This window comes from Pseudoalteromonas sp. MTN2-4 (assembly GCF_042848605.1).
GTDB lineage: Bacteria > Pseudomonadota > Gammaproteobacteria > Enterobacterales > Alteromonadaceae > Pseudoalteromonas.
The window spans coordinates 25,302-47,886 of the sequence record NZ_BTGK01000011.1 but is presented as its reverse complement, the minus strand read 5'-3'; the positions used below and the strand labels follow the sequence as shown (position 1 = coordinate 47,886).

The window sequence follows — 22,585 nt, the reverse complement described above, 5'->3', positions numbered from 1 at the left end:
AGCCTTGATAGCCCCGAAAAGCATGTGATCAAGGCTACTTTATTTCTAAGAAGAAAACTGAACACTCGCCAATTTGAGCAGGATAAAAATAATGATCAAAAGCCGCTTTCGCACCACACTGTGTGCCACACTGATATTTGCCTCACAAATCAGCGCTGCAGAATCGACAAGCAAAGAAGTCATTTCTGACGGTCCATACATTGACGTGCACGCCAATGCATTAACAGTCAATTGGATTTGCAATGACCAAGTTAAACGCAAGCAGGTCAACCTTGAAGGGGTCTCCATGCCCTATGGGTTTGCTGATTGCGGCTTAACAGCAAACACATCGCAGCTAACTTTTGATGAGCAGTTAATTGAGTTCCAAGGTGTTAAACGCGTAGCGGCCCTCAGTGATTTACACGGACAGTATGATCTGATGCTCACTCTACTTAAAAATAACGACATCATTAACGCGCAAAACCAATGGGCGTTTGGTGATGGCCATTTTGTCATAACCGGCGATATTTTTGACCGTGGCGACAAAGTGACTGAAATCCTTTGGTTTATCCACGACCTTGAAAAGCAAGCCGAGCGAGCTGGCGGTAAAATTCACCTTCTGCTAGGTAACCATGAAGTCATGGTTTTAAATGGCGATTTACGTTATCTACATCCTAAATATGTCAAAGCAGAAAAGCTGCTTGAGACACCTTTCGATCAACTATTTAATCAACACACTATTTTAGGTCGTTGGTTACGAAGCAAACCTGTGCTGGTAAAAATAAACGACCATTTGTACGCCCATGGTGGTTTTCATCCTCAGCTCGCTGAAGATAAAGTTACTTTAGACACCATAAACAAAACCTTTAAATCACACCTTGTTGAAAAAGAGCTGTCGAAGAAACGAGAAGGCTTTGCCCGTTACCTACATAAAACCCATGGTCCCATTTGGTATCGCGGTTACTTTAAAGACGACGGTGCCACCGCCGAAGAGCTGGATTTATTATTAAAACACTTCGATGTAAACCACATCGTTGTTGGCCACACTTCTCAGAAAAAAATAGAAACCCGCTTTAAAGGTAAAGTGATTGCCATCGACAGCAGTATTAAACGCGGTAAATATGGTGAAGTGTTATTTATTGAAAATGGTAAACATGAGCGTGGTACGCTGGAAGGTAAAAGAAAGCCTTTAATGAAATAGTTTTACTCACAAAACAAGGAGTGCTCGCGTCTACACAAATGAGCACTTGAACCTCTCTTAAGCTAAAAATTAGCATTCAGCTACTGTCACTGTATCCATAAAAAGCGGTGACTTTGAGCAAGCAACTTATTAGTTATGAGCTAAAGTAAGAAGTTGACAAGTCTAAAAAACCACAATAGTCTACCTAGTGAAGGTACAAAAAACATTAAAGGAAATATTATGTTAAAACTAAAAAAACAAAACTTGAAAGAACTTTCGAATAAAACTCTAGGTTTAAATGCTACTCGCAATATCGCTGCAGGCTTTGCGCTAGATGGCTCATCTGATGATGATGCATATATCTCTGGTGTGCCAAAAAAGTTTGTCGGTGAAAATGACCAGCCTTTCTTTTGTGCTTCAGGAAAAGGTTGCTAATTAGCGATCTTACGAGCTGAGACTTCTCAGCTCAATTGATGTTTCTCCTAATTCCCTTTTTCTTTCTTACCCTCAGTAACAGCATCTAGTTGCTTTTGTCTATCGTCCATTAGCTTTTGAATATTCTTGGTATTCTTAATCAGCTCTTTGACATCTTGCGGATTCATCGCGCTGGCTTTCAATGATTCGCTCTCAGCGGTTTGTTTGTCTTTATATAAAATTGACGTGTCTTCAGCAGCCATGATGGTGACTTTGCTTGGGTCAAGCTGGTGAGTTTGACTATTGCCTTTCGGGTTAGGTTGGTCTGAGTAAATCCAGTTACCGTTTTCGTCTTGCCATTTATAAATGGTTGGCTGTTTTGTGGCTTGGTTCTCATCAGCGGTTGCTTGTTTGGCGTAATCTACTGCTTTATTTAAATGCCGTTTAGACTCGTCTAATAAGCTTTGCGTATCGTTTTCAACTTTATTGAAAATCGCATCGATAGACAGATATGGTTGACCGTCAGGACGTTTAATTACAAACAATGATGCCACACCAATCAGCATCACCATAATCATCAAATATGCTTTATAACCCACGAGAACACTCCGTCGTACTGACTCTTTATTATTTTAGTTTGGTTATAGATATTATACCAATTAGTGTAATTTAGTGAGCAATTTTGAGGCTGAGAGAATTTGGCGATTGCCAGGCAAAACCTTTGTGATTTAGTTGTTCTAAATGAGGAGTTTTTAACGCAGCAAGCGTCAGCTTTAGCACCTCAAATTTTTTAACTATTACGACTGATTTGTATCAACAGAAAATGTGGAATAAAAAAGCACAGGCTTTAAGACCTGCGCTTTTTATTTACATCAAGGCAAAATTATTAATGGCTGTATGTTTAGACTAGTTTCTAAAAATTCGCCATTTAAATAAGAACTTTTAAATAAGAACTCTTAGATAAGAGATATTAAATGCCATCACCGTCAATGTGCAGGCCACACTCTCGATTAAGGCCGAAGAAGCGTGTTTCTTCTTCTGTCATACCTGGCTCTAACTTACGGGTAGTATGCACATCACCCATCGACACATACCCTTCGTCCCAAAGCGGATGATACGGTAGGTCATGCTTGGTCAAATACATATACACGTCACGGTTACTCCACTCAATGATCGGGTACACTTTTACAGTGCCTCGGCTGATCTCAAGCACTTGTTTGTCAGCACGGCTTGATGCCTGATCACGACGTAAACCACTGAACCACGTTTTTGCACCTATTTCTTCGATAGCACGAGTCATAGGCTCCACCTTGTTTAAGGTGTTGTATTGTTTAATGCCTTCTTGACCTTGCTCCCAAAGTTTACCGTACTTAGCTTCTTGCCAAGCTGGACTCATTGGTGAACGATATACTTTTAGATTTAAGTCTAAACGCTCTGTTAAGTAATCTACAAACTGGTAGGTTTCTGGAAACAGGTAGCCAGTATCAGTTAATACCACTGGAATATCTGACTTTTCGGTTGAAACCAAGTGCAACATAACTGCCGCTTGAATACCAAAGCTTGAAGATAAAAATGCCGTATCAGGCAAGTTTTCAAGCGCCCATGCCACACGCTGTTGCGGTGTCATTGGCTCTAACAAAGCATTCGCTTCGGCAAGTAACGCTTTTTGCGCTTCGCCTTCTAACTCTAATAATTGTTTAAAATTACTCATGCTTGTTCCTAGGTTGGCAGGCCTGCCTGCCAACTCAATGATTTCTTAAGCGTGAAAGTCTGTTTTAGAGACTTTCACTTCGGCAACGATTTCCTTGCGGATAGCGAAATCACCAAAACATTCGCCTTCGTTACGATCGGTCGCCCACTGGCCAATTAATTCGTCTAATGCTGGTAAGTAAACGTCTTCACCTACGTTTTCTAGATAAAGCTTAGGTACACGCGTACCTTCACGGTTACCACCTAGGTAAACGTTGTACTTACCTGGGCCTTTACCTACGAAACCAATTTCTGCCAACATTGCACGACCACAACCATTCGGACAACCAACAACACGCATAATGATGTCGTCATTCGGGATTTCGTGCTTCGCTAAAATCGCTTCAGTCTTTTCGATAAGTTCTGGCAAGTAACGCTCTGCTTCAGCCATCGCAAGCGGACATGTCGGTAATGCAACACATGCCATTGAATTCTTTTGCTGTTCAGAGTGTGAATCGTCAATTAAACCATGCTCACGGGCAATCTGCTCAATGATATCTTTTTGATCAGCTGGTACGCCTGCAACAATTAAGTTTTGGTTCGCCGTCATACGGAAGTCACCTTGGTGAATTTCAGCAATCTTACGGCAACCTGTTTTTAGTGGCTTACCCGGGTAATCTAAAATACGGCCACTTTGGATGAATAGCGTTAGGTGGTGCTTGCCATCAATACCTTCTACCCAGCCAATACGGTCGCCACGATATTTAAATTCATATGGACGGCTGTCTTCAAATTTAACACCAGCGCGGTTTTCAACTTCTGCTTTAAATGCATCACTACCAAATGTATCTAATGTATATTTAGTTTTTGCATTTTTACGGTTAACACGGTTACCCCAGTCACGCTGTACAGATACAACATGCTCAGCAATTTTAAGCGTATGCTCAAGCGGGATAAAACCAAAGTCATCCGCTTTACGCGGGTATGTGTTTACATCACCGTGCGTCATTGCCAGACCACCACCAACAAGCACGTTAAAGCCAATTAGTTTGCCGTCTTCTGCAATTGCAACAAAGTTAAGGTCATTCGCGTGAACGTCTACTTCATTGTTTGGTGGAATAGTAACCGTCGTTTTGAACTTACGTGGTAAGTAAGTAGAGCCTAAAATTGGCTCTTCCGTTGTTTCTGTCTTTTCACCGTTTAACCAAATCTCAGCATACGCTTTTGTGTGTGGTAGCAAGTGCTCAGAAATTTTCGCAGCCCACTCATACGCTTCTTGGTGAAGCTCAGACTCAACTGGGTTAGTCGTACATAGAACGTTTCGGTTAACGTCACCGGCAGTTGCGATAGAGTCAATACCAACGCTATTCAGCATTTGGTGCATTTCTTTAATACCCGGCTTTAACACACCGTGGAACTGGAATGTTTGACGCGTTGTTAAACGAATACTGCCGTAAATGGTTTTATCGCCTGCAAACTCATCAATCGCTAACCACTGCTTAGGCGTGATAATACCGCCTGGCATACGTGCGCGAAGCATCACATTGTGCATTGGTTCTAGTTTCTGCTTAGTACGCTCTGGACGAATATCACGGTCGTCTTGCTGGTACATACCATGGAAACGAATTAGCTGAAAGTTATCCGCTGTGAAACCACCTGTAAGCTGGTCTTTTAAATCCGTTGTGATTGTGCCGCGTAAAAAGTTACTTTGTGTTTTAAGTCTTTCGTTATCAGCAAACTTGGCATTTGGGTCTAGCTTGCTGTTAGGTTTGTAATCTGTGCTCATGGCTTATCCTAAAATTCTACTGTGACGGTCAGTGTGGTGTACTAGTACTTGCTACTAGTACACGTCTTTTTGATAACGGTTGTTGCTGCGAAGCGCTTTTAGGTAGCTTTCAGCTTGCTCGTCATCTTTGCCACCATGGGCTTTAATAATGTCGATAAGTGCTTGGTGAACGTCTTTCGCCATGCGGTTTGCATCACCACAAATATAGAAATGTGCACCTTTTTCTAACCATGCAAATACTTCTTCGCCTTTCTCGCGAAGACGGTCTTGCACGTATACTTTTTCTGCTTGGTCGCGGCTAAATGCTAGGTCTACTTTATTTAGCAGGCCAGACTTCACATAACCTTGGATCTCTACTTGGTATAAGAAATCTTGGGTAAAGTGCGGGTTACCGAAGAACAACCAGTTTTCACCCTCTGCACCGCGTGCATCACGCTCTTGTAAGAATGCACGGAATGGAGCGATACCTGTACCTGGGCCTACCATGATAACTGGCGTGTTATCATCACTTGGTAAACGGAAGTTGTCGTTATGCTCGCTAAATACTTTAACTTGTACGCCTTCTTCTGCACGGTGTGCAAGGTAACCAGAACAACCGCCAAAGTGTTTTTCACCAAAGGCATCAAATTCAACTAAACCAACGGTTAAGTGTACTTCTTCTTCCACTTCAGCTTGGCTTGACGCAATTGAATATAAACGCGCTTGTAGCTTACGTAGGCTATTTGCTAAATCTTGTGCGCTGATATCGCTTGGGTTTTGCTTAATGATATCGAAGATTTGACGTGCTTCGATGTATTCACGCATTGCCGCTTTGTCTTCAACTAGCTTTAATAGCTCAGCGTTGTTAGTTGCTTGTGCGTACTTTTCAACAAAACCCGGGTAAGACTGAGTTAGCTCTAGCTTTTCAATAAGTGCTGTACGAATTGGTAGCGTTTCTTCACCTAATGTGATTTCTGTTGCGCCATCAATGTTTAATGATGCCAGTGTTTCATCTACTAGTGCTTCGTCATTTAAGAAGTAAACACCTAAAGAATCACCCGGAAGGTAAGTAATGTCAGAGCCTTCTAGTGAGATTTCAATGTGACGTACGTCTTTCGTTGAATCGCGACCTGTGATCTTTTGTACCACACTTAGCTCAGCCGCAAATGGGTTTTGCTTAGTGTATTGGCTTTGCGCTGGTGCTGCACCGAAGCCAGCCATAGGAATAACTTGTGCTGAACCTTGTGACTGTGCTTTTAGCTCAGGTTCGAATGCATCAACTGCACCACCGATCCAAGCTGTTGCTTGGTCTTCATAATCAACGTCTAAGTCAGCGCGCGCAACAACCGTTTCTGCGCCTAGTGCTTTAAAGCGCTCTTCAAAATCAATCGCCGTTTGGCAGAAGAATTCGTAGCTTGAATCACCTAAGCCGATAACCGCTACTTTAACGCCATCTAGTTTAGGTGCTTTTTTCGATGCTAAGAACGCATGTAGGTTTTCTGCGTCTTCTGGCGGCTCACCCTCACCATAAGTAGAAACAGCAACAGCAATAAACTTTTCTTTCTTAAGTTGAGCAGGTTTGTAGTCAGCCATGTTCACCAGCTTAACCGCAAGGCCTTTCGCCTCAGCAGCCGCTTTAAGCTGGTTAGCAACGCCTTTGGCATTACCAGTTTGCGAACCATATAGAATGGTGAGTGCAGCCGCTTCGCATGCAGCTGGCGCTTGACCGCCCACTACACCACTTAATGCAGCTGTATTTGCATTTGCAGCTAGGTAACCACTTACCCAAGCTTGCTGAATTGGGTTTAGCTCGGCCACTAAACCTTGTAATTTTTGCACTTGCTCTTGTGTCAGCGGGCTTGCCGCGGCACTAAGTTGACTTAACAACATGGAATCTATCCCCTAACCCTAAACCGTCTGCTTAGTTTGCTTGCTGAATTACTTCTACTCGAAGTAAGGTTTTCTAAGGCTGAAGCATACTGATTTGCGTTGCCAAGGATAAAGAATTAGATCTGCTTTGTTATTCCATTTGGTTATCAAAGAGCAAAAACACCATTAAAAACAGTTTTAAGAAAATTTTGCTCAAAAACAAAAAAACGCGATCTTGGAAACCCAAGATCGCGTTTTTTGTTAAATCAATGCTAGCTTAACTTTCAACCGGGTAAATAGTGATTTCAATCCCCGCGCCAATCGCCGAAATTCTCAGTAATGTATCTGCACTAATTGGCTGAGAGAAACACTTAGGTTCAGTACCTGAGTTAAATCCAATATCAAAGGTACGCTTAGAGCAAGATAACCATTGCTTAAGCGCGCTTTTAGAACAAGACTCTATTAACTCGCATAAATGATTAATCGCTTTATCAGGACTTACCACATCAGCGTCGGCTTCAATACGCGCTAAATGACGATAGTCGTCTTTATCATAGTGCAGCACCATAGCGTTCTTCTTTAAATCGTCTACCAAGGCACTAATATCCTGTTTTGATTCAAGCTCTAGGTCTACATTTAAGAATTGGATTTCTGACATTATGACTGTTCTCATTTTAAGCTATATTTTTTAAGGTGTAACAAAGCGATACTGAATATAGACAAGTGTAACTAACTCACCGAATGGTTGCTACCGCTAACGCATTTTAATATTGAACAAATCTTGTTCAATATCGTAAAAACAGATTTAATACTACTTTTAGGCTGAGACAATTTGTCGCAGTGACAGAAAAACCTTTTTAGGTACACTGAGCACTTTTCTCATTTGCTTGGATAAAAATAATGACAAAAACAGCATTTAAACCCATTCGAAAAATACATAAATGGCTTGGCTACCTTCTCGCTATTCAAATATTCGCTTGGTTATTAGGCGGGTTTGTCATGAGTGCTATCCCACTCGAAAAAGTGCATGGCAAACACTTAGCTCACCGTCAGCTCGATAATCCATTTAAGCGAGCCGATTACTCTGCAGATTTGAATCTCATTACAAAAAGCCAAGGTACACTTTCAAGCATTGCGTTCAAACACATGTTAGATATCCCCATCATTAAAGTGCAAGGTGATAACGCGGCTTGGTTTAACGGCAGAACAGGTGAAGCGCTTGCAGCTCCAAATGAAACTTTAATTAGAAAGCAAGCCAATGCTCATTATTTAGGCAATGGCAAAATCAATGCTGTTCAATTGTTAGCTAAAGGCCCAAGAGAAATTGGCTATATAGAAAACGTCTGGGCAGTCACTTACAACGACTGGTGTAGTACGACACTTTATTTAGAGGCGCAAAGCGGGCAAATTATTACAGTAAGAAGTACCATTTGGCGTATTTTCGATTTTTTCTGGATGCTACACATTATGGACTATGACGAGCGAGAAGACTTTAATAACCCGTTGCTCATTAGCTTTTCTGTCGTCAGTGTGTTGTTTTGTCTCTCTGGCATGTTCTTATTATTTCAAGCACCACCTTGGCGCAAGCGCAGACAAAAACCTGCTTAACGGAACATGCGCACTATATTTTCTAGGGCATGAACTTTTGTAAAAACCATTGCGATCAACAAGATAATTTCAAAGCCTTTATTGCGGTGATATAGTGCATTTTTCTGTAGTCCACTTAGGTGAGAGAAATGCGCCCGCTATTCGCGTTAATGGCTTTGCTGTTGCTGAGCCCGCCAACTTTTGGCAAAGAGTTTTCAAGCTTTTCACAAGCAAAAAAATATCTCAATAAAACCTTACCTCAAGATGCCACCACGCTTTATTGCGGCTGTAAGATCAAACGCCAAGGCAAAAAACTTATTCCTGATGCTAATAGTTGTGGTTATGAGCCGAGAAAACCCTATACCCATGCAGGAAAACCAAATAGTCGCGCCACGCGTATTGAATGGGAGCACATTGTTTCAGCTTGGGAGTTTGGCCACCAGCTACAATGTTGGCAAGATGGTGGTAGGAAAAACTGTAGAAAAGTCAGTGCTAAGTTTCGCAAAATGGAAGCTGATATTAACAATTTAGCGCCCGCTATTGGTGAAATAAACGGTGACAGAAGTAATTATCGTTTTGGTATGTTACCAAGTACAGAACTAAAGCATGGCGCTTGCCCTGTTAAAGTTAATTTTAAAGTGCGGACAGTAGAGCCGCCTGATTTTGCTAAAAAGCGTATTGCGGATGCTTACTTTTATATGCAGAGCACTTATGGCTTGAAGTTATCTAAAAAACAGCAACAATTATTTACAACTTGGCAAAAAAAGCACGGGTACAATTAGCATTAATTTCGCTTTATCGAGCTGTACCAATTGTGTTTACAAACACTTGTTGGTATTTTGTTCACACAAGATGTATAGGAATAAATTATGAAACTGAATACATTAAGCCTAAGTATAGTACTCGCTTTATCAGCAACAGCACTAGTTGGCTGTGGTGGTAGTTCAAGTAATAATAACCAAACGACTACTCCTTCCACAGGTACAGGCGGAACGGTCACAGAGCCAACCTGGACGCTAAATCAGTTCGATCCTTCGAGCAGTTTTGTTAATCAATGTGAAACGCCGCGTACTGGTACAGACCCATACGAGAATGCGCCTTACCCTGATAAAGCAGGGACCGCCATGCATGAAAAGATGTTCTTACGTTCATACACTAACGAAACTTACCTTTGGTACGACGAAGTCGAAGATAAAGACCCAAACCATACAGACTTCGATTCTGATGATAACTTAGATACGGTTGCAAAATACTTCAGACACCTTAAAACTGATGCAATAACCGACTCTGGTAAAGATAAAGATCAATATCATTATTCAGAAAGCTATGAAGAATATAAAAAAGAAGCGCAATCAGGCGTTGTATCAGGTTACGGTGTAAGGTGGGTATTCATTAGTAATTCTCCACCTCGTGTACTTCGCGTGGCTTTCACACAAGATGGTTCTCCAGCAGCTAATGCAGGGCTTCGACGTGGCGACACAGTTATAGCTATCAATGGTACAGATATAAATACCTCTGATTCGGCTGGTATAGATAAACTCAATGCAGGTTTGCAGCCTCAAGCAGGTGAAGAACACACCTTTACTGTTAAGCGTGAAGGTGAAGAAAACCCTATCGAGATCGTAATGACGGCTGGTGATGTACAATCAACTCCTGTTCAAAATGCTCAAGTGATACAACACGCTGACAAAAAAGTAGGTTATGTACAATTCAACCAATTTATCTCTGTCGGTCAAGATCCACTCGTTGCAGCATTCCAGCAATTTTCAAATGAGAACATTAATGAGCTCGTACTCGACATGCGCTATAACGGTGGTGGTCTCGTTATCATGTCAGCACAACTTGGTTATATGGTTGCCGGTGAAGAGCAAACAAGAGCAAGTGAAAACAATGGGGCTGCTAAGAGCGCACAAAATAATGCCAAGGTGTTCAGTCGTTCACTGCGCAATGACAAGCTTGAAGCAGCTAGCACTGAAGAAGATTATTATACGTTTGAGAATCGCAAAATTGATTGGAACAATAGAGTTTATACCAACCAAATATTACCAAGTGTTAGCCTAGATACTGTGTATATACTTTCAAGTGCAGGCACTTGTTCTGCCAGTGAATCTTTGATCAATGGCTTGCGCGGTATCGATGTGAATGTGGTACTGATTGGTGGACAAACCTGTGGTAAACCATACGGCTTTACCCCAACGCCAAACTGTGGCGAAGTTTACTATACAGTTCAATTTAAAGGCGCAAACGCCAAAGAGTTCGGTGATTACGCGGACGGATTTATCCCAGTTGAAAACGAAAACTCTGAAGCAGGTCTATCTGCGAGAGTACCTGGCTGTAATGTCGCGGATGACTTCTCTAAACATCTTGGTGATAAGCAAGAGGGTATGCTCGCTGCGGCCCTAACACATATTGAAACTGGCGCTTGCCCTGTCGTGGCAAAAGAAACCGCTAACCGTGCGCCAAGCGTGCAGAAAACAGTGTTAGATGACAGTCTTAATATTACCCAGCCATTCCACCCTATGCGCAATAGCATGGTTGATATTAAGGTGAAAGAGCAGTAATGCACTGCAGGCTCATTACCTTACTTTTGGGCATAACATTATTGGTTGGGTGTACACACACCCGACCAATAAAACCTATTCCAGCGGTTGTAGAACACACAACCCCAACCATGAAAGCGGAATTACAGCAAGCCATCGTTTCACTAAAAGGCGGAATCGCACCAATGTTGTCTGATACCGTTTTCATGAACAATAATGAATTATTTCTAGAATACGACCGCCCAACCGAACATTCAGGGAACCCCATCCTTGATCAACATTCACTTACTGTTCAGCGATTTGTGCTACAACTAAGAGAAGTTGGATGTGTGCTTTTCTACCCTAAGACTACGCAGTTTGTATTACTAAAAAGCGTTTATTGCCAACCCATGATAGAAAAATCCGCTTTTAGAGGCGTATGAACCTCACCAACTTATCTAGTTTGGGGCTGTTATGAAAATACAATGGATTAAATTATTGGCTTTGGGGGCGGTAATCGGGCTGTTCACCGCTTGCCACCATACTCCGACACCAATGGGGAAGCCTGAAAAGTTATATGACTTCGATCACAAAGTGCATTATGAACAAACCAAGTTTAATGATAACCACTATTTTTTAAGTGTACGTTCAGATGATTATGCGCATTTCACACGACAAAGCGTATTTCTATTAAGGCACTCAGAAAAACTCTGCCAAGGCATGAATGCACAACTGACTTTACAAAAAGGCGTGCAAGACTTTGAAAGATTACCGACTTACCCTCGCGCTTATCAACCTGATTTACAGGTTGAGGTTAAGTGTGTAAGTCAATAAATACAGTATCTGCTCTAAACAAGCTTAGTTTATTACTTCACACTTAAAACTAAGCTTGTTTGTGCTAACTAACTTGAAATAGATTTCAAAAATAATACTGTAATGAAACTTCTACGAAATCGTCTTGCTTAAAATAATGCAACACGTCAACTTGACCTTTGGCGTTAAAAACTCTTGCCTCAGCTGTTAGTTTCCATGTGTCAGATAAACGGCTTGATGCTTCAATAAAGCTATAATTACTCGAAGATGCATCCAGATCTTGAACATATCCAACCAAAAATTCAGACGACGCGATGTCATTTAAGGCCACTCTTGCCCCCACCATAAAATCATTCTGCGCGATAGACAAAGCTTGGCTATCACGATCGTCGTATTGGTACTCAACTATCCACCCGACATCGTAAGCGGTGTTGAAAACACCATATTCTGTATATTCAAAGCCGGAGACAAATGCATTATAAGTACCTATAGTCATTTTCCGCTGGACTGCCTCTAACTTTAATAACCAACTTCCAGAAGTGTACAAAGCCTCTAGACCAACTTGTTGCATTTGGGGGTAGTAAGCTGTCAAATTCGACTTCCCCAATTCTTTACTAACGATAAAGCTAGGCTCTCTAGCGGTACCGTCAAAATAAGAAATTGCGCCCTCCCAGCTATCTCCAAAATAAACCCATCTTGTAGCTATATCTATGTGCTGCTCTTTTTGGCCTGATTCATATAAGTTACCTTCATCATGAACAGGTAAAGTAAAACGAAGACGCCCTGCCTCATCAGGGTATTCTCTTGCACGGAAGTAAGGCAAAACGAAAAATGAAGCACTCCCCCAATCTTCCGAGATTTCAAGATTAAGCATCGGCTGCCCTAACTTATCTTCCCCGTCGACCCCTCCCAACATATCTGTCTGATTAATAGTGTCAACTAAATGAAAAGACTCCGTTTGACCCCAAAATACTTTGCCGATTCCCGCTCGCATTGCCCACGTATCTTGATTATAAACCCACAAAAGCTCCCTAATATCAGCGGTATTTCTAGTTTCATGATTATCTAATTGAAAAAAAGGTTTAAATACGACACTTTGCAATCCATCATCCCAAGTCAATGTATATTCAGTTTCAAATTTTATAACACTAGAAGATGAAGATTGTTTCGCTTGGGCTGGAGACTGCCAGAACATACGCTGTTCAAATGCCAGTTGAGCGCTAACTGTACTTTCAGCAGCTACAAAAAAAGAAAAAGTTGAAATAATTATGGGTATTAAAACAAATCTCAACAACATAAACTCCTTGTTGTAAACAATGAACAGCAAGTGGCTCCCTGCTGCTCATATTAAAAGGAATAGTCAAACAGCTATTTAGAAAACACGCTTTAATTGCGCTTGGCTAAAATTACTATCACTAAAACCATTTCGGTAAGTCACTTTTTCAAGTAAAAGGTCTGTGCTTTTTCCAGTTTGATGATTCACCATCTTCATAGTATGAGGGCGCCAATAAGCTTCTAAATAGTTTTTATAATCAGTTAATTCCAAAGTTTTTAACAATGAACCTCGCTTATCGAAGAAATTTGTCTTATGTACTCTGTAATGCTTTGAATCAATCCAACTAATGCGTTTTTGGTACCCTGAGTATTTGTCTTTTGGATAAGACTCAACAACATAACAAGTTAACTCTCCGCATGCTTCTTGGCGAAGTAGTTTATAGTCACTTTTTTCAACCTCAAATGAACTAAGGTCTTCATAGGAAAACTCACTCCCCATAAATGGACCTGACTTATTGGACGACGAAATTCTTTTAGTTCGCTTTAATGCTGGAAGATATAACCATTGATCATCATCAGTTGCAATGTGGCTAATGCTCAATAATGCGGTCCCTTTAATATCCTTAGGGAATGAAAAAACATTAATAGACTTATCTCCATCTCCATGCACTTCAAGTACTTTAGCAGATAACTTTCGTATACTTTCTTCACCATGCGCATTTCGTAATATCATTGTGCTCTTAGCGCTATAATCCCCCCACCCCGTATCACGCAACTTACGCTCTTTGGCGATATCTAAACCTGATAATCCATCTATATCATTAGCCAAAACTGAGAAACTAAGAAGCTGGGATGAAACCACAACAGCGTAAAATATTTTTTTTATTTTCATTCTATTTAATTCCTTTAATTATAAATTGTGTCTGCAAACCTTCTTGACCATCATCTTGAGATTCAGCATGGTAGTCATTTAATAATTTTCTACTATCTAAATCCCAAGGCTGGTAAGTGAATTTAAAATATTCGAAGAAATCTTTTAAAATCACACGAAATACGCCGTCTTTTCCAACTAAATGACTTAATAGCTGACCAAAGAAACGCAGCTTATTTGGTGAGCGAAACCCCAAATAAATACACCTTGCAAAAATACCAGGTAACAAGAGTAAGAAGAAGCCAATTACGAACCCTATAAAACGAGAAAAATAACCTCCATTTAATGCCTTATGCACATCGTAACACACCGATTTATGTGCAACTTCTTCAAGGGCATGCCATTGCCACATATCAAATAAAGCTGGATCTGCTTTATCAAACCACCGCTCAGGGCGCTCAAGACCACGATGACCGAGGACTGCTGTTAAATGCTCTACAAAAACAAAAACGCCAATAAAAACTTTTTTACTGAGGCACTTACTGAGGAACTTAAGCAAAAAATAATCTACTTTCTCAAACTTTTCTAAGCTGGGATATTTGGCAAGTAGCATGCGATTCAGTTCATCATGAGTATGAGCATGTGCACTTTCTTGGCGACAAAACATACGTGCTTCATAAAGTAGCTTTTCATCCTCAATAGTATGTAAAACGTCACTCACAGCCTTGATAACATAAGTTTCTAGAGGCGGTAGAACACAGGATATAACATTCCAAAAGTGACTTTTACCCTCATTATTATCATTCCATGTCGATAAGTCTTCACCTTTGTAAGTGAAATTGATTTTTACAGGGCTAAAGTCAACCCCCTTTGGAGTAGAACTATGACTCATTACCTTGCTCCAAATATAAAGAATGTGAATTAATTAATTCAGGCAAACCACTTTTAGTATTCGCTTCTAGTGCCAACTTTTTCTCAGCTTTGGTCGCAAAGCGCTGATCCCAGTCTAATAACATAGGTACTGATACTCGGTGCCAAATAGGAGGGATAGTTGATAACAATATTGAGGCCATATAACCGAGTGGAAGATCAGCTGCTGTAGGCTGAATTTCCAAATCCCAGTATGGTTTCCTTGCATTCGCATGGTGGTCGGAGTGGCGTGTTAAATTTAGGTAGTTGAAGGTGGACATAACATTTCTGCAATCCCAGCTATGCCTCGGTTCAACTTTTTCTCCTGGTACCCTAACCAACCCATAATGCTCAATATAATTAACGGACTCAAACAGGAACTTAGCAACAAAAATAAAGATTAAATAACAAATCAGACCATCAAAGCCGCTCAACAAATAGCAACATAGTGCAAATATTGAAGTAAGTAATAGTCCAGAAATAACTTGATTACTCAATCCATATGGATTCTTCTTCAATCTACGTAAACGATTTGTCTCAAACTCCCATGACTCTTTATATTGACCTAACGATGATCGAATAAAGAATGCGTAGAGGTTTTCCCCTCTACGAGCGGTTGCGGCATCTAAAGGTGTTGCCACATTTTTATGATGAGCATAGACATGAGAAATTGCGAATTGGCTATCACCCACTAAGGCAAGTGCTAACTTCCCAAAAAACATTGAGATTGGTTTTTCTAGTCTGTGAGTTAATTCATGACCAATTAAAGTATTAACGCTGAAATAAAAGCCACATGCCATCGCAGACAAAAGACCATCTTTAAAAGTAAATGCTTCATGTGACTCAAGGACTACTAAACTAGTATTCTTCTCTATCCAAGCGCCAAAGCCAAACAAATCGCCAGGTGCTATTTGCCACATGAGTACAAATAAACCAACCATAGTCAGAGGTACTTGCACGAACAATAAAAAATCTAAGAACCACTTGTGTTGATAAGCTGGTTTAGCCGTATATTTGGGTAAAAGGTTATCCAGTACGACTTGTAATACGATCACACTCATCGGCAAAAAAATTGCGAGACTAGAGCCATGTATCAACAGCAGAATCATAGCTGGACTAAATACAAATGCCATGGCCATGAATCTTATATATTTAATCATCTTCTATTCCTTGTAAAATTATGCAGGCATATCTGCTGCAGCTTGTTCTTCACGGCTTGCCAATGCTTTATTTCTATCCAAAAGTAAAATCAAGCTAGGTAGCAGCAAAAAGTCCGCAATGAAAGCGACCACAATCACGATACTGGTAAGCGCACCCATCTGTTGGTTAACCTCAAAGCCTGACTGTGCCAGTAACACGAACCCAGCTGATAGCATTAAGGTAGTCCCGAATAAAGCGGGGCCAACTTGCTCAAACGTTGCTACAAGCGCTTGATTTGGAGACATCTTTTCATTTCTACGATTTCGCAAATACTTAGTCATAAAATGAACCGTATCATCTACGACGACCCCCATTGTCATTCCTACTACGACAGAAATCGCCAACCCTACATGACCAACCAACAGCCCCCAAACACCAAATCCAATAGCTGCAGGCAACAAGTTAGGCACTAAACTTAATAAACCAAATTTCAAGCTACGCATGGGTACAATTAATAGCAGTGAAATTAAAATAAGCGCAAAAACTGTTCCGGTAAGTAACGAACGAATGTTTCTCTCTGAAATATTTGCGAAAAGAATTGTAGTACTTGCTGCTTCTGAAGGTTTAATGGGCCCCTGACTAGATGCAATCCATTCATTCGTTGCTTTTTCTAAATTTAAAAGCTCAATTGTAGATAAGTTTGCTGTTCGAATAACAAAGTGTGTCGATGATTTTGATACGTTGACCATATTGTTGAGGTCTAGCCCCATCGGTAATGAGAGTTCATAAATAAGCAATAGTTGTGCTGCTAGCTCTTGGCTTTCAGGAACTTTATAGTAATTGGGATCTCCCGCATGGAATTTCTGATTCAGCTCTTTGAAAATGTCAGACATACTATGAACGTGTACTACACCAGGTTGACTTCTCGCCCAAGTAGTTAATGCATCTAGTTGAGATAAATACTCTGGCGATGCTACTGCTCCTTGCTGCTGCGCATCTAACCCCCAATCTAATCGGTATAAGCCTGTAAGGTGTTCATTTACAAAATCACTGTCGTTCCTGAATTCGTAACGATCATCCATCCATTCAATAAAACGGTCATTTAACTGTAGTTTGGTAATGCCAAAGCTGCTCAGGATTGCTACTGAAATGAATAATGTGCAAATAAGTTTATTATTTGATATTACAAATGATGCTAATTTTGTATACACCCCACCTGAACTTAATTTCACCTTCTTAGCCTTGAGTGGAAGAATTTTCAGTAATGCAGGAAATAAGAAAAGAGAGAAAAATACCACCAATATTAAACCACCAGCGACCATATTACCTAAATCGCGGTAAGGGGGGACATCACTCATGTTCATTGTTAAAAAGCCAATTGCTGTGGTTAGGTTTGTAATTAAGACAGGTGAAAAGTTAGCTTTCAATGTCTGTCGAATAGCATCAGACCTAAGCGTATCTCCTCGATAGTAGCTGTAAAATGTAATTACCATATGTACAGCATTCGCAACTGCCATCGTCATTACTATGGTTGGAGCGCTCATTGAAGGGGCCATTAACACAATCCCCATCCAAGCCGAAGCTCCCATTGTTGAAATCATCGAAAAAACCATAAGTATGAAAACAGCAATGGCCGCTAAAATACTACGAGTAAAAATTACAAATAGCACCAGAATTAATAGATACATTGCAGGCATCAAAGAAGCCATGTCTTTTTTAGTCGCATTCGTCATTGCGAAGTTATATGGCACACTTCCGGTGATATGAAATAGTAATTCAGGATACTTTTCACCATATGCCTGTTTTAATTGGTATGCGGCATCTGAGATCTCTGTGATTTCTTCTCTTGGCTTTTCTGAAAGTCTCACTTCAATATTAATTGCTGTTGTAGTGCCACTTTGATTAATCAGACGATTTACTAATAAAGGATCTGAAGTGGCGATATCCTTAACTTTATCTAACTCAGCACGATTGAGAATCGAAGGCTCCTCAACCAAATCAGACACTAAAATATCATCGATACCCTGAGGCCTTACGTACTGATAATTGGTGATACTATCAACGCGTGTTGCGTATGGAATTTGCCAACCTTCTTCTGTAATGGCTTTAACAACCGCTAGATGCTCATTTGAAAATAAGTCACCGCTTTTAGTACTCACTGAAATTAATACATTATCTGTTTTAGTAAATACTTGCTGTAACCTTTCCCACTCTAATAACTGAGGGTTTTCAGCACTAAAGTAGTCTCTGTAGTCATTACTAAATGTGAGCTGGTTGAGACCTTTTGCTAAGCCTAGAAACAGCATTAATGAAAAAAGCAGAATCCACCAAGCACGCTTGATGACAAATTCAGCCATTGAATTAGTACTTATCATTTATTTCTATCCTCTAAATATCCAATTAGCAGATTGACTGCCTTGGTAATATCCTAATTTCCAAAATTTAAGTTCTGCTCATTCTCAACAGGCGTTTTCTTCAAATGACCCTGAATACATAATGCATTCAACTCTTCTTTGCTTGCTAAACTTTGATCCCATTGCTTGAGCATTGGTGCTATATAACGGAACCAAAGAGGAGGAAAGAGAGACAAGGCAATAGCGAACATATAGCCGTGTTTTAGACAAAGTGTCTTGTTATCGTTGTATAACTGCCAAAATGGGATCGTACCATTTACATGATGTCCACCATGGCAAGTTGCATTGTATAGACCAATTCTTGAGCCCAGAGAACGAGTTTCCCAGCTATGTCGAGGTTCAATTTTTGAGCCTGGTATGCGGATCAAGCCATAATGCTGTACATAATTAATCGACTCTAATAACCATTTCGCTATAAACATAATCACGAGCCAAGCTAACATCGCCAGAGGGCTGACAAATAACGCTGTAAGAACCAACCAAAATATGGTCATCAACAAGCCGTTAATGACTTGATTCTTAATTAATTTACCAAATATTGAATGGCGCTTTAGTCGCGCAACTTCGAACTTCCAAGAGTCGCGGTACTGGCCAAATAATGCTCTTATGAAATGCTTATAGATTGAGTCTCCACGACGTGCAGAGGTAGGATCGAGCTCTGTTGCTACATTTGCATGATGACTATGAATATGGGAGATCACAACCTGTGCGTCTCCACACATGGAAAAGAGTAATCGTGACGCTTCAAACAACCCTCGCGTCTGGCGGTGCATGATCTCATGTGCGACTGCGGTGTTGTGACCAAACATGAAACCACAAGCCATGACCAATCCTATCAGCTCAAATAAGCTGTTTTGTGGGCTAGTCTGTAACGATAGATTAAAGCTATCTGAAAAGAATTGCACACATACCAATAGCATTTCATTTCTCGGTTCTATTTGCCAAAACAGCAGCAATAATGCGATAAAAGAAAGTGGGATATGTGCGACTAAAAGCGTATCAAAAATGCTGCCGATACGCCCTGACACTTTACCATCTGATTTTGGAAGTACATTATCACCAACCAGGTAAATGACAATGAAGCCTAAAACATAAGCCCATCCCCACATGCCTCCAAATAGTAAAGCCAAGTAAAGAAGAGGAAAGAATAACAGACTAAATAAGCCATAGAGCAAGTAAGACATTATGACTCCCAAACTGACTGAGCAGAGCTGAATTGCTCATTTATAAATGAAGCGACCTCAGCAGCAACCGTTTCATCAGCCAAAATTCGGTTGTGCCCAAGCCCATTTGTAACAAGGACTTGCTGCTTTGAATGTGATTCTCTTCTTTGCGATGTATCAAATAACAGCTTACCCTCTTGGATAGGTACTACCTTGTCTTTGATATCGTGCGTTATAAGTACATTTTGATTAAGTGAAGCAAGGTTATCGTTTGTACTGAAATTGTCCCAAACATTAGAAGTAATCATTTTGAAACGATCTGAAATGCGTTTCTTAAGTTTACTTTGAGTGTTTGAATTGAGCCCCAGTAAATATGAAAACTTATTAAAAACTCCCACGAAGGAAGAAGGTGTACTTATTAAGACGAGGCTCCGACAACTAAGTCCACTGGACAATAATTTAGCAGCACACACCCCACCAAAAGAGTGTGCAACAACAGCCTCACATTTAACTGTCTTTGCCTGTACATTGTTATTTGCATTGGCAGAAGACGCTCCTTGCAACATCGCACACACGATCGCATTTATCTCTAATAAATCAGTGTGCTTACCTTGAGAACGACCATGAGCTGGTAAGTCAAAGCATAAAACTCGAAACCCCTTTTCTAACAGAGCCTCTGCGATGCTAAACATTTGATCTACTCTAGATTCCCAGCCATGAATTAACACCACTGTCGGTGCGCTTGGATCGCCTATCTCATAACAACAAATCTGTTTGTTTGCCGAGCCATCGTGGGTAATTAAAGTAATCCAATACTCATCAGGGAATAGGCTTGCTAGCCCTGAAGGTTTATCAGCCCTCGCTTTACTATTAATTCTAAAGAATAACTTGTAGCACAAACGATGAGTTAATCCGGGTAATAATTGGCTCACTTTCAATAATAAACGAACATACTTTAAGGTTGTTGGTATCCGCATTTTTGGTTCAAGCGCTAAATCCAATTCACTGGGGAAGCTTTCTAACCGTTTTGAAACAGGCGGAAAATTTGTGCTAGATGAATTCGTCATAGCTCACCTTTTCTTTCGCAATACCTATTTGTTCATAAAGTGCTTTGCAATGTGACACTAGAGCTTTTGAGCCACAAATTAAGCCGCTAAGCTTTTCTGAGTTGCCTGCGGATTCTTTTATTTCTAATTCTGTCAGTGTTTGAGATGACAGAAACTCCTTGTGGTTCATTGACTTCAGCGTGACTCGTTCACCAAAGCTGTTGTTTAGCTTTGCTATGACACTCTCAAAGTAGGCTTGGTCATAACTCTTAACAACTCCAACCAAGTGGCCTCTAGCTGATGGAAAATTGCTAAGGTGTTGAGAAATAAGTGCAGCTGTGACACCTAAACCAGATCCTCCAGCAATTGCAATAATGTCGCCATTACTACGTACTGAAAAGTTCCCTTTCGCTTCACCGACCTTAATTGGCAGAGGCTTCTCTTCTGTCATCACACTTGCCCACCATGAAGACATCACCCCGCCTTCCTTAAGCGCAACATGAATTTCTAACTCCATTTCAGTGCCGGTAACTACCTTAGATACAATAGAGTAATATCTTGATATTCCGTTTGGATTGGTGACCCCAAGGTACTGACCAATTCGTAAATCAAAGTCATTTGGTACCAGTATCCGAACATCAAGAATGTGTGGAGCTATTGATGTTATTGTGGTGACAAAAGCACTACATCTTGGCTCTTCGAATACAGAACTTAGCGCTAAATCTTCTCTTGGGTAAGTTTGACAAGCAAGTGTATAACCCTTTTCAAGTTCTTCCTCATCAAACATATATGCTAGATCTTTAATGAAAGAAGCCTCACCCTTTTGAATCGTACAACGACATTCTCCACATGAACCAACCTGGCAACTATAAGGTATAGGCACATCCTGCATTAACGCGGCATCGAGAATAGTCTGATCCTCTCGAACAGTGAATAAATACTCTTGATCAGAATTAAAGAAACTAACTTGATGCTCACTAACTGTTTTCTTCTTGAAGAGTTTCCAGAACATAGTATTCCCTTAAAGTGAGAGCCCAATTCTCGCTAAGCGTTTATCACACTCATTGTTGACATCATGCATAAGCATTTCTACTTGCTCTTTTTCAGTCACGTCACGCATTTTCCTTGTTGGAAAGATATGAATATCACCAATTTCATCCATGTAGTTATCTGCAGCCATTTGGTACAAGCCAATATAGTGATTGATTGTAGATTCAAAAACTTCCGTCATTAACATGCGGAACTCTTTGGCTAAACGAGCCATTTTATTCCGTGTTTTATCGCCTTTAGCAGTGTAATTACGCATAATCGCTTCTCCATAAGCGACATGGTGAACCTCGTCCGCGAAAGCGCCTCGGATCATGGCTGAAAGTTGTGGGTCAAAAACAGACCAGTAAGCAGCTTCGTACCTATAAACAGGGTAGGCCATCCCTTCCAAAATAATGTTGTGCGAAAGCATGGCTGCTGAAAAATCACCTCGATCCACCTGCTCCGCGATTAAATCGTAAAATTTACGCATTTCCGGTGTGGTAACTCTGTCCATCATGCTATTTCGTTCTTCAGGGGAAACACCAAAATCTGCTAGCCTGCGACTAAAAATTTCAAAGTGCCGAGCTTCATCAGCAGCTTGCGTTGCCATAAAAACTGAGCTTGCCTCATCTGGTGCACACGACACTAACTTCGAAATACCAGTCATAGAGATTTTTTCTGCGGTCAAAAATGTAGCCAAGTCAATCTTATAAATTTCTGACAATAACTTATCCGACCATAATGCAGGGTGAGGATCTGGCGCATCAAATTTCACACCATATTCTGTATCCTGCAAAATGTGCCAGGGCGCGCGCTCTAACCAAGATTGCACATCAAATTTGTCAGTATCCCAACCGACATCAGTAAACTTCTTGCTATCCCTGTCGAAGAGTTTATTTTTTACATCCATTTTTGTTCCTAAT

Annotated in this window: 21 protein-coding genes; 7 read left to right on the top strand and 14 right to left on the bottom strand. The window is 40.7% G+C overall.

From position 1 onward, the window contains the following. Positions 1 to 91 precede the first annotated feature (91 nt). Together ACGHEH_RS19255 and ACGHEH_RS19250 are read left to right on the top strand one after the other, a co-directional pair. Complete coding sequence (locus tag ACGHEH_RS19255) at positions 92 to 1,180, top strand: metallophosphoesterase (RefSeq protein ID WP_390448701.1); 1,089 nt, start codon at positions 92 to 94, stop codon at positions 1,178 to 1,180. Positions 1,181 to 1,399: 219 nt separating this feature from the next. Then, positions 1,400 to 1,594: a hypothetical protein gene (locus ACGHEH_RS19250; RefSeq protein WP_390448698.1), complete on the top strand. Its 195-nt coding sequence runs from the start codon at positions 1,400 to 1,402 to the stop codon at positions 1,592 to 1,594. 47 nt (positions 1,595 to 1,641) lie between these two features. Here the strand turns inward: ACGHEH_RS19250 and ACGHEH_RS19245 are convergent, their stop codons facing one another. The 5 genes from ACGHEH_RS19245 to ACGHEH_RS19225 all read right to left on the bottom strand — a co-directional run bounded on the left by ACGHEH_RS19245 (position 1,642) and on the right by ACGHEH_RS19225 (position 7,554). After that, positions 1,642 to 2,172, bottom strand: coding sequence for a DUF4124 domain-containing protein (locus ACGHEH_RS19245; RefSeq protein WP_390448696.1), 531 nt, complete (start codon positions 2,170 to 2,172; stop codon positions 1,642 to 1,644). Between the two features lie 371 nt (positions 2,173 to 2,543). After that, positions 2,544 to 3,284 carry a phosphoadenylyl-sulfate reductase gene (locus tag ACGHEH_RS19240; RefSeq protein WP_058028427.1) on the bottom strand — a complete coding sequence of 247 codons (741 nt, stop codon included), beginning with the start codon at positions 3,282 to 3,284 and terminating at the stop codon, positions 2,544 to 2,546. Between the two features lie 45 nt (positions 3,285 to 3,329). After that, entirely contained in the window at positions 3,330 to 5,048 is a 1,719-nt protein-coding gene (gene cysI / locus ACGHEH_RS19235) for an assimilatory sulfite reductase (NADPH) hemoprotein subunit (RefSeq protein WP_390448693.1), read from the bottom strand. 54 nt (positions 5,049 to 5,102) lie between these two features. Then, positions 5,103 to 6,917: an assimilatory sulfite reductase (NADPH) flavoprotein subunit gene (locus ACGHEH_RS19230; protein ID WP_390448690.1), complete on the bottom strand. Its 1,815-nt coding sequence runs from the start codon at positions 6,915 to 6,917 to the stop codon at positions 5,103 to 5,105. 256 nt (positions 6,918 to 7,173) lie between these two features. Continuing rightward, a complete protein-coding gene (locus ACGHEH_RS19225) occupies positions 7,174 to 7,554 on the bottom strand; it encodes a hypothetical protein (protein ID WP_390448687.1) in 381 nt (126 codons plus the stop codon). 242 nt (positions 7,555 to 7,796) lie between these two features. Here ACGHEH_RS19225 and ACGHEH_RS19220 point away from each other — a divergent pair, with 242 nt between their 5' ends. The 5 genes from ACGHEH_RS19220 (at position 7,797) to ACGHEH_RS19200 (ending at position 11,836) form a co-directional block, all read left to right on the top strand. Further along, positions 7,797 to 8,504, top strand: a complete 708-nt coding sequence (locus ACGHEH_RS19220) for a hypothetical protein (protein ID WP_390448685.1) — start codon at positions 7,797 to 7,799, stop codon at positions 8,502 to 8,504. A gap of 128 nt (positions 8,505 to 8,632) precedes the next feature. Then, positions 8,633 to 9,265: an endonuclease gene (locus ACGHEH_RS19215; protein ID WP_390448683.1), complete on the top strand. Its 633-nt coding sequence runs from the start codon at positions 8,633 to 8,635 to the stop codon at positions 9,263 to 9,265. Between the two features lie 87 nt (positions 9,266 to 9,352). Continuing rightward, positions 9,353 to 11,044: a S41 family peptidase gene (locus ACGHEH_RS19210; RefSeq protein WP_390448680.1), complete on the top strand. Its 1,692-nt coding sequence runs from the start codon at positions 9,353 to 9,355 to the stop codon at positions 11,042 to 11,044. Then, the gene (locus ACGHEH_RS19205) at positions 11,044 to 11,445 is read left to right on the top strand and encodes a hypothetical protein (RefSeq protein WP_390448678.1); all 402 of its coding nucleotides are present in this window, start codon (positions 11,044 to 11,046) and stop codon (positions 11,443 to 11,445) included. Before ACGHEH_RS19210 ends, ACGHEH_RS19205 begins: the two co-directional genes overlap by 1 nt. A gap of 31 nt (positions 11,446 to 11,476) precedes the next feature. Next, complete coding sequence (locus tag ACGHEH_RS19200) at positions 11,477 to 11,836, top strand: hypothetical protein (RefSeq protein WP_390448677.1); 360 nt, start codon at positions 11,477 to 11,479, stop codon at positions 11,834 to 11,836. An 85-nt stretch (positions 11,837 to 11,921) separates the two neighbouring features. On the opposite strand, the gene ACGHEH_RS19195 is transcribed toward ACGHEH_RS19200, so the two are convergent. From ACGHEH_RS19195 to ACGHEH_RS19155, 9 genes are read right to left on the bottom strand one after another with little or no spacing between them, the layout of a single operon-like run. Next, the gene (locus ACGHEH_RS19195) at positions 11,922 to 13,142 is read right to left on the bottom strand and encodes a hypothetical protein (protein WP_390448674.1); all 1,221 of its coding nucleotides are present in this window, start codon (positions 13,140 to 13,142) and stop codon (positions 11,922 to 11,924) included. Positions 13,143 to 13,187: 45 nt separating this feature from the next. Continuing rightward, a complete protein-coding gene (locus tag ACGHEH_RS19190) occupies positions 13,188 to 13,982 on the bottom strand; it encodes an outer membrane lipoprotein-sorting protein (RefSeq protein WP_390448672.1) in 795 nt (264 codons plus the stop codon). A 1-nt stretch (position 13,983) separates the two neighbouring features. Next, positions 13,984 to 14,853: a metal-dependent hydrolase gene (locus tag ACGHEH_RS19185; protein WP_390448669.1), complete on the bottom strand. Its 870-nt coding sequence runs from the start codon at positions 14,851 to 14,853 to the stop codon at positions 13,984 to 13,986. Continuing rightward, the gene (locus ACGHEH_RS19180) at positions 14,843 to 16,030 is read right to left on the bottom strand and encodes an alkane 1-monooxygenase (RefSeq protein WP_390448667.1); all 1,188 of its coding nucleotides are present in this window, start codon (positions 16,028 to 16,030) and stop codon (positions 14,843 to 14,845) included. Before ACGHEH_RS19180 ends, ACGHEH_RS19185 begins: the two co-directional genes overlap by 11 nt. Positions 16,031 to 16,048: 18 nt before the next feature. Then, a complete protein-coding gene (locus tag ACGHEH_RS19175; protein WP_390448665.1) occupies positions 16,049 to 18,385 on the bottom strand; it encodes an RND family transporter in 2,337 nt (778 codons plus the stop codon). A 53-nt stretch (positions 18,386 to 18,438) separates the two neighbouring features. After that, the gene (locus ACGHEH_RS19170) at positions 18,439 to 19,608 is read right to left on the bottom strand and encodes a fatty acid desaturase (protein ID WP_390448663.1); all 1,170 of its coding nucleotides are present in this window, start codon (positions 19,606 to 19,608) and stop codon (positions 18,439 to 18,441) included. Beyond that, positions 19,608 to 20,654 carry an alpha/beta hydrolase gene (locus tag ACGHEH_RS19165; protein ID WP_390448660.1) on the bottom strand — a complete coding sequence of 349 codons (1,047 nt, stop codon included), beginning with the start codon at positions 20,652 to 20,654 and terminating at the stop codon, positions 19,608 to 19,610. The genes ACGHEH_RS19170 and ACGHEH_RS19165 overlap by 1 nt, the downstream gene beginning before the upstream one ends. After that, positions 20,638 to 21,645 carry a 2Fe-2S iron-sulfur cluster-binding protein gene (locus ACGHEH_RS19160; protein WP_390448657.1) on the bottom strand — a complete coding sequence of 336 codons (1,008 nt, stop codon included), beginning with the start codon at positions 21,643 to 21,645 and terminating at the stop codon, positions 20,638 to 20,640. Before ACGHEH_RS19160 ends, ACGHEH_RS19165 begins: the two co-directional genes overlap by 17 nt. Positions 21,646 to 21,654: 9 nt before the next feature. After that, positions 21,655 to 22,572: a ferritin-like domain-containing protein gene (locus tag ACGHEH_RS19155; protein ID WP_336567750.1), complete on the bottom strand. Its 918-nt coding sequence runs from the start codon at positions 22,570 to 22,572 to the stop codon at positions 21,655 to 21,657. Positions 22,573 to 22,585: the final 13 nt, after the last annotated feature.

What these genes read in the sequence shown, in the direction of transcription:
- ACGHEH_RS19160 (WP_390448657.1), bottom strand. Translation starts at nt 21,645, where the DNA reads ATGTTCTGGAAACTCTTCAAGAAGAAAACAGTTAGTGAGCATCAAGTT.
- ACGHEH_RS19210 (WP_390448680.1), top strand. Translation starts at nt 9,353, where the DNA reads ATGAAACTGAATACATTAAGCCTAAGTATAGTACTCGCTTTATCAGCA.
- ACGHEH_RS19165 (WP_390448660.1), bottom strand. Translation starts at nt 20,654, where the DNA reads ATGACGAATTCATCTAGCACAAATTTTCCGCCTGTTTCAAAACGGTTA.
- ACGHEH_RS19250 (WP_390448698.1), top strand. Translation starts at nt 1,400, where the DNA reads ATGTTAAAACTAAAAAAACAAAACTTGAAAGAACTTTCGAATAAAACT.
- ACGHEH_RS19180 (WP_390448667.1), bottom strand. Translation starts at nt 16,030, where the DNA reads ATGATTAAATATATAAGATTCATGGCCATGGCATTTGTATTTAGTCCA.
- ACGHEH_RS19230 (WP_390448690.1), bottom strand. Translation starts at nt 6,917, where the DNA reads ATGTTGTTAAGTCAACTTAGTGCCGCGGCAAGCCCGCTGACACAAGAG.
- ACGHEH_RS19170 (WP_390448663.1), bottom strand. Translation starts at nt 19,608, where the DNA reads ATGTCTTACTTGCTCTATGGCTTATTTAGTCTGTTATTCTTTCCTCTT.
- ACGHEH_RS19185 (WP_390448669.1), bottom strand. Translation starts at nt 14,853, where the DNA reads ATGAGTCATAGTTCTACTCCAAAGGGGGTTGACTTTAGCCCTGTAAAA.
- ACGHEH_RS19190 (WP_390448672.1), bottom strand. Translation starts at nt 13,982, where the DNA reads ATGAAAATAAAAAAAATATTTTACGCTGTTGTGGTTTCATCCCAGCTT.
- cysI (WP_390448693.1), bottom strand. Translation starts at nt 5,048, where the DNA reads ATGAGCACAGATTACAAACCTAACAGCAAGCTAGACCCAAATGCCAAG.
- ACGHEH_RS19205 (WP_390448678.1), top strand. Translation starts at nt 11,044, where the DNA reads ATGCACTGCAGGCTCATTACCTTACTTTTGGGCATAACATTATTGGTT.
- ACGHEH_RS19155 (WP_336567750.1), bottom strand. Translation starts at nt 22,572, where the DNA reads ATGGATGTAAAAAATAAACTCTTCGACAGGGATAGCAAGAAGTTTACT.
- ACGHEH_RS19175 (WP_390448665.1), bottom strand. Translation starts at nt 18,385, where the DNA reads ATGATAAGTACTAATTCAATGGCTGAATTTGTCATCAAGCGTGCTTGG.
- ACGHEH_RS19255 (WP_390448701.1), top strand. Translation starts at nt 92, where the DNA reads ATGATCAAAAGCCGCTTTCGCACCACACTGTGTGCCACACTGATATTT.
- ACGHEH_RS19220 (WP_390448685.1), top strand. Translation starts at nt 7,797, where the DNA reads ATGACAAAAACAGCATTTAAACCCATTCGAAAAATACATAAATGGCTT.
- ACGHEH_RS19200 (WP_390448677.1), top strand. Translation starts at nt 11,477, where the DNA reads ATGAAAATACAATGGATTAAATTATTGGCTTTGGGGGCGGTAATCGGG.
- ACGHEH_RS19225 (WP_390448687.1), bottom strand. Translation starts at nt 7,554, where the DNA reads ATGTCAGAAATCCAATTCTTAAATGTAGACCTAGAGCTTGAATCAAAA.
- ACGHEH_RS19215 (WP_390448683.1), top strand. Translation starts at nt 8,633, where the DNA reads ATGCGCCCGCTATTCGCGTTAATGGCTTTGCTGTTGCTGAGCCCGCCA.
- ACGHEH_RS19240 (WP_058028427.1), bottom strand. Translation starts at nt 3,284, where the DNA reads ATGAGTAATTTTAAACAATTATTAGAGTTAGAAGGCGAAGCGCAAAAA.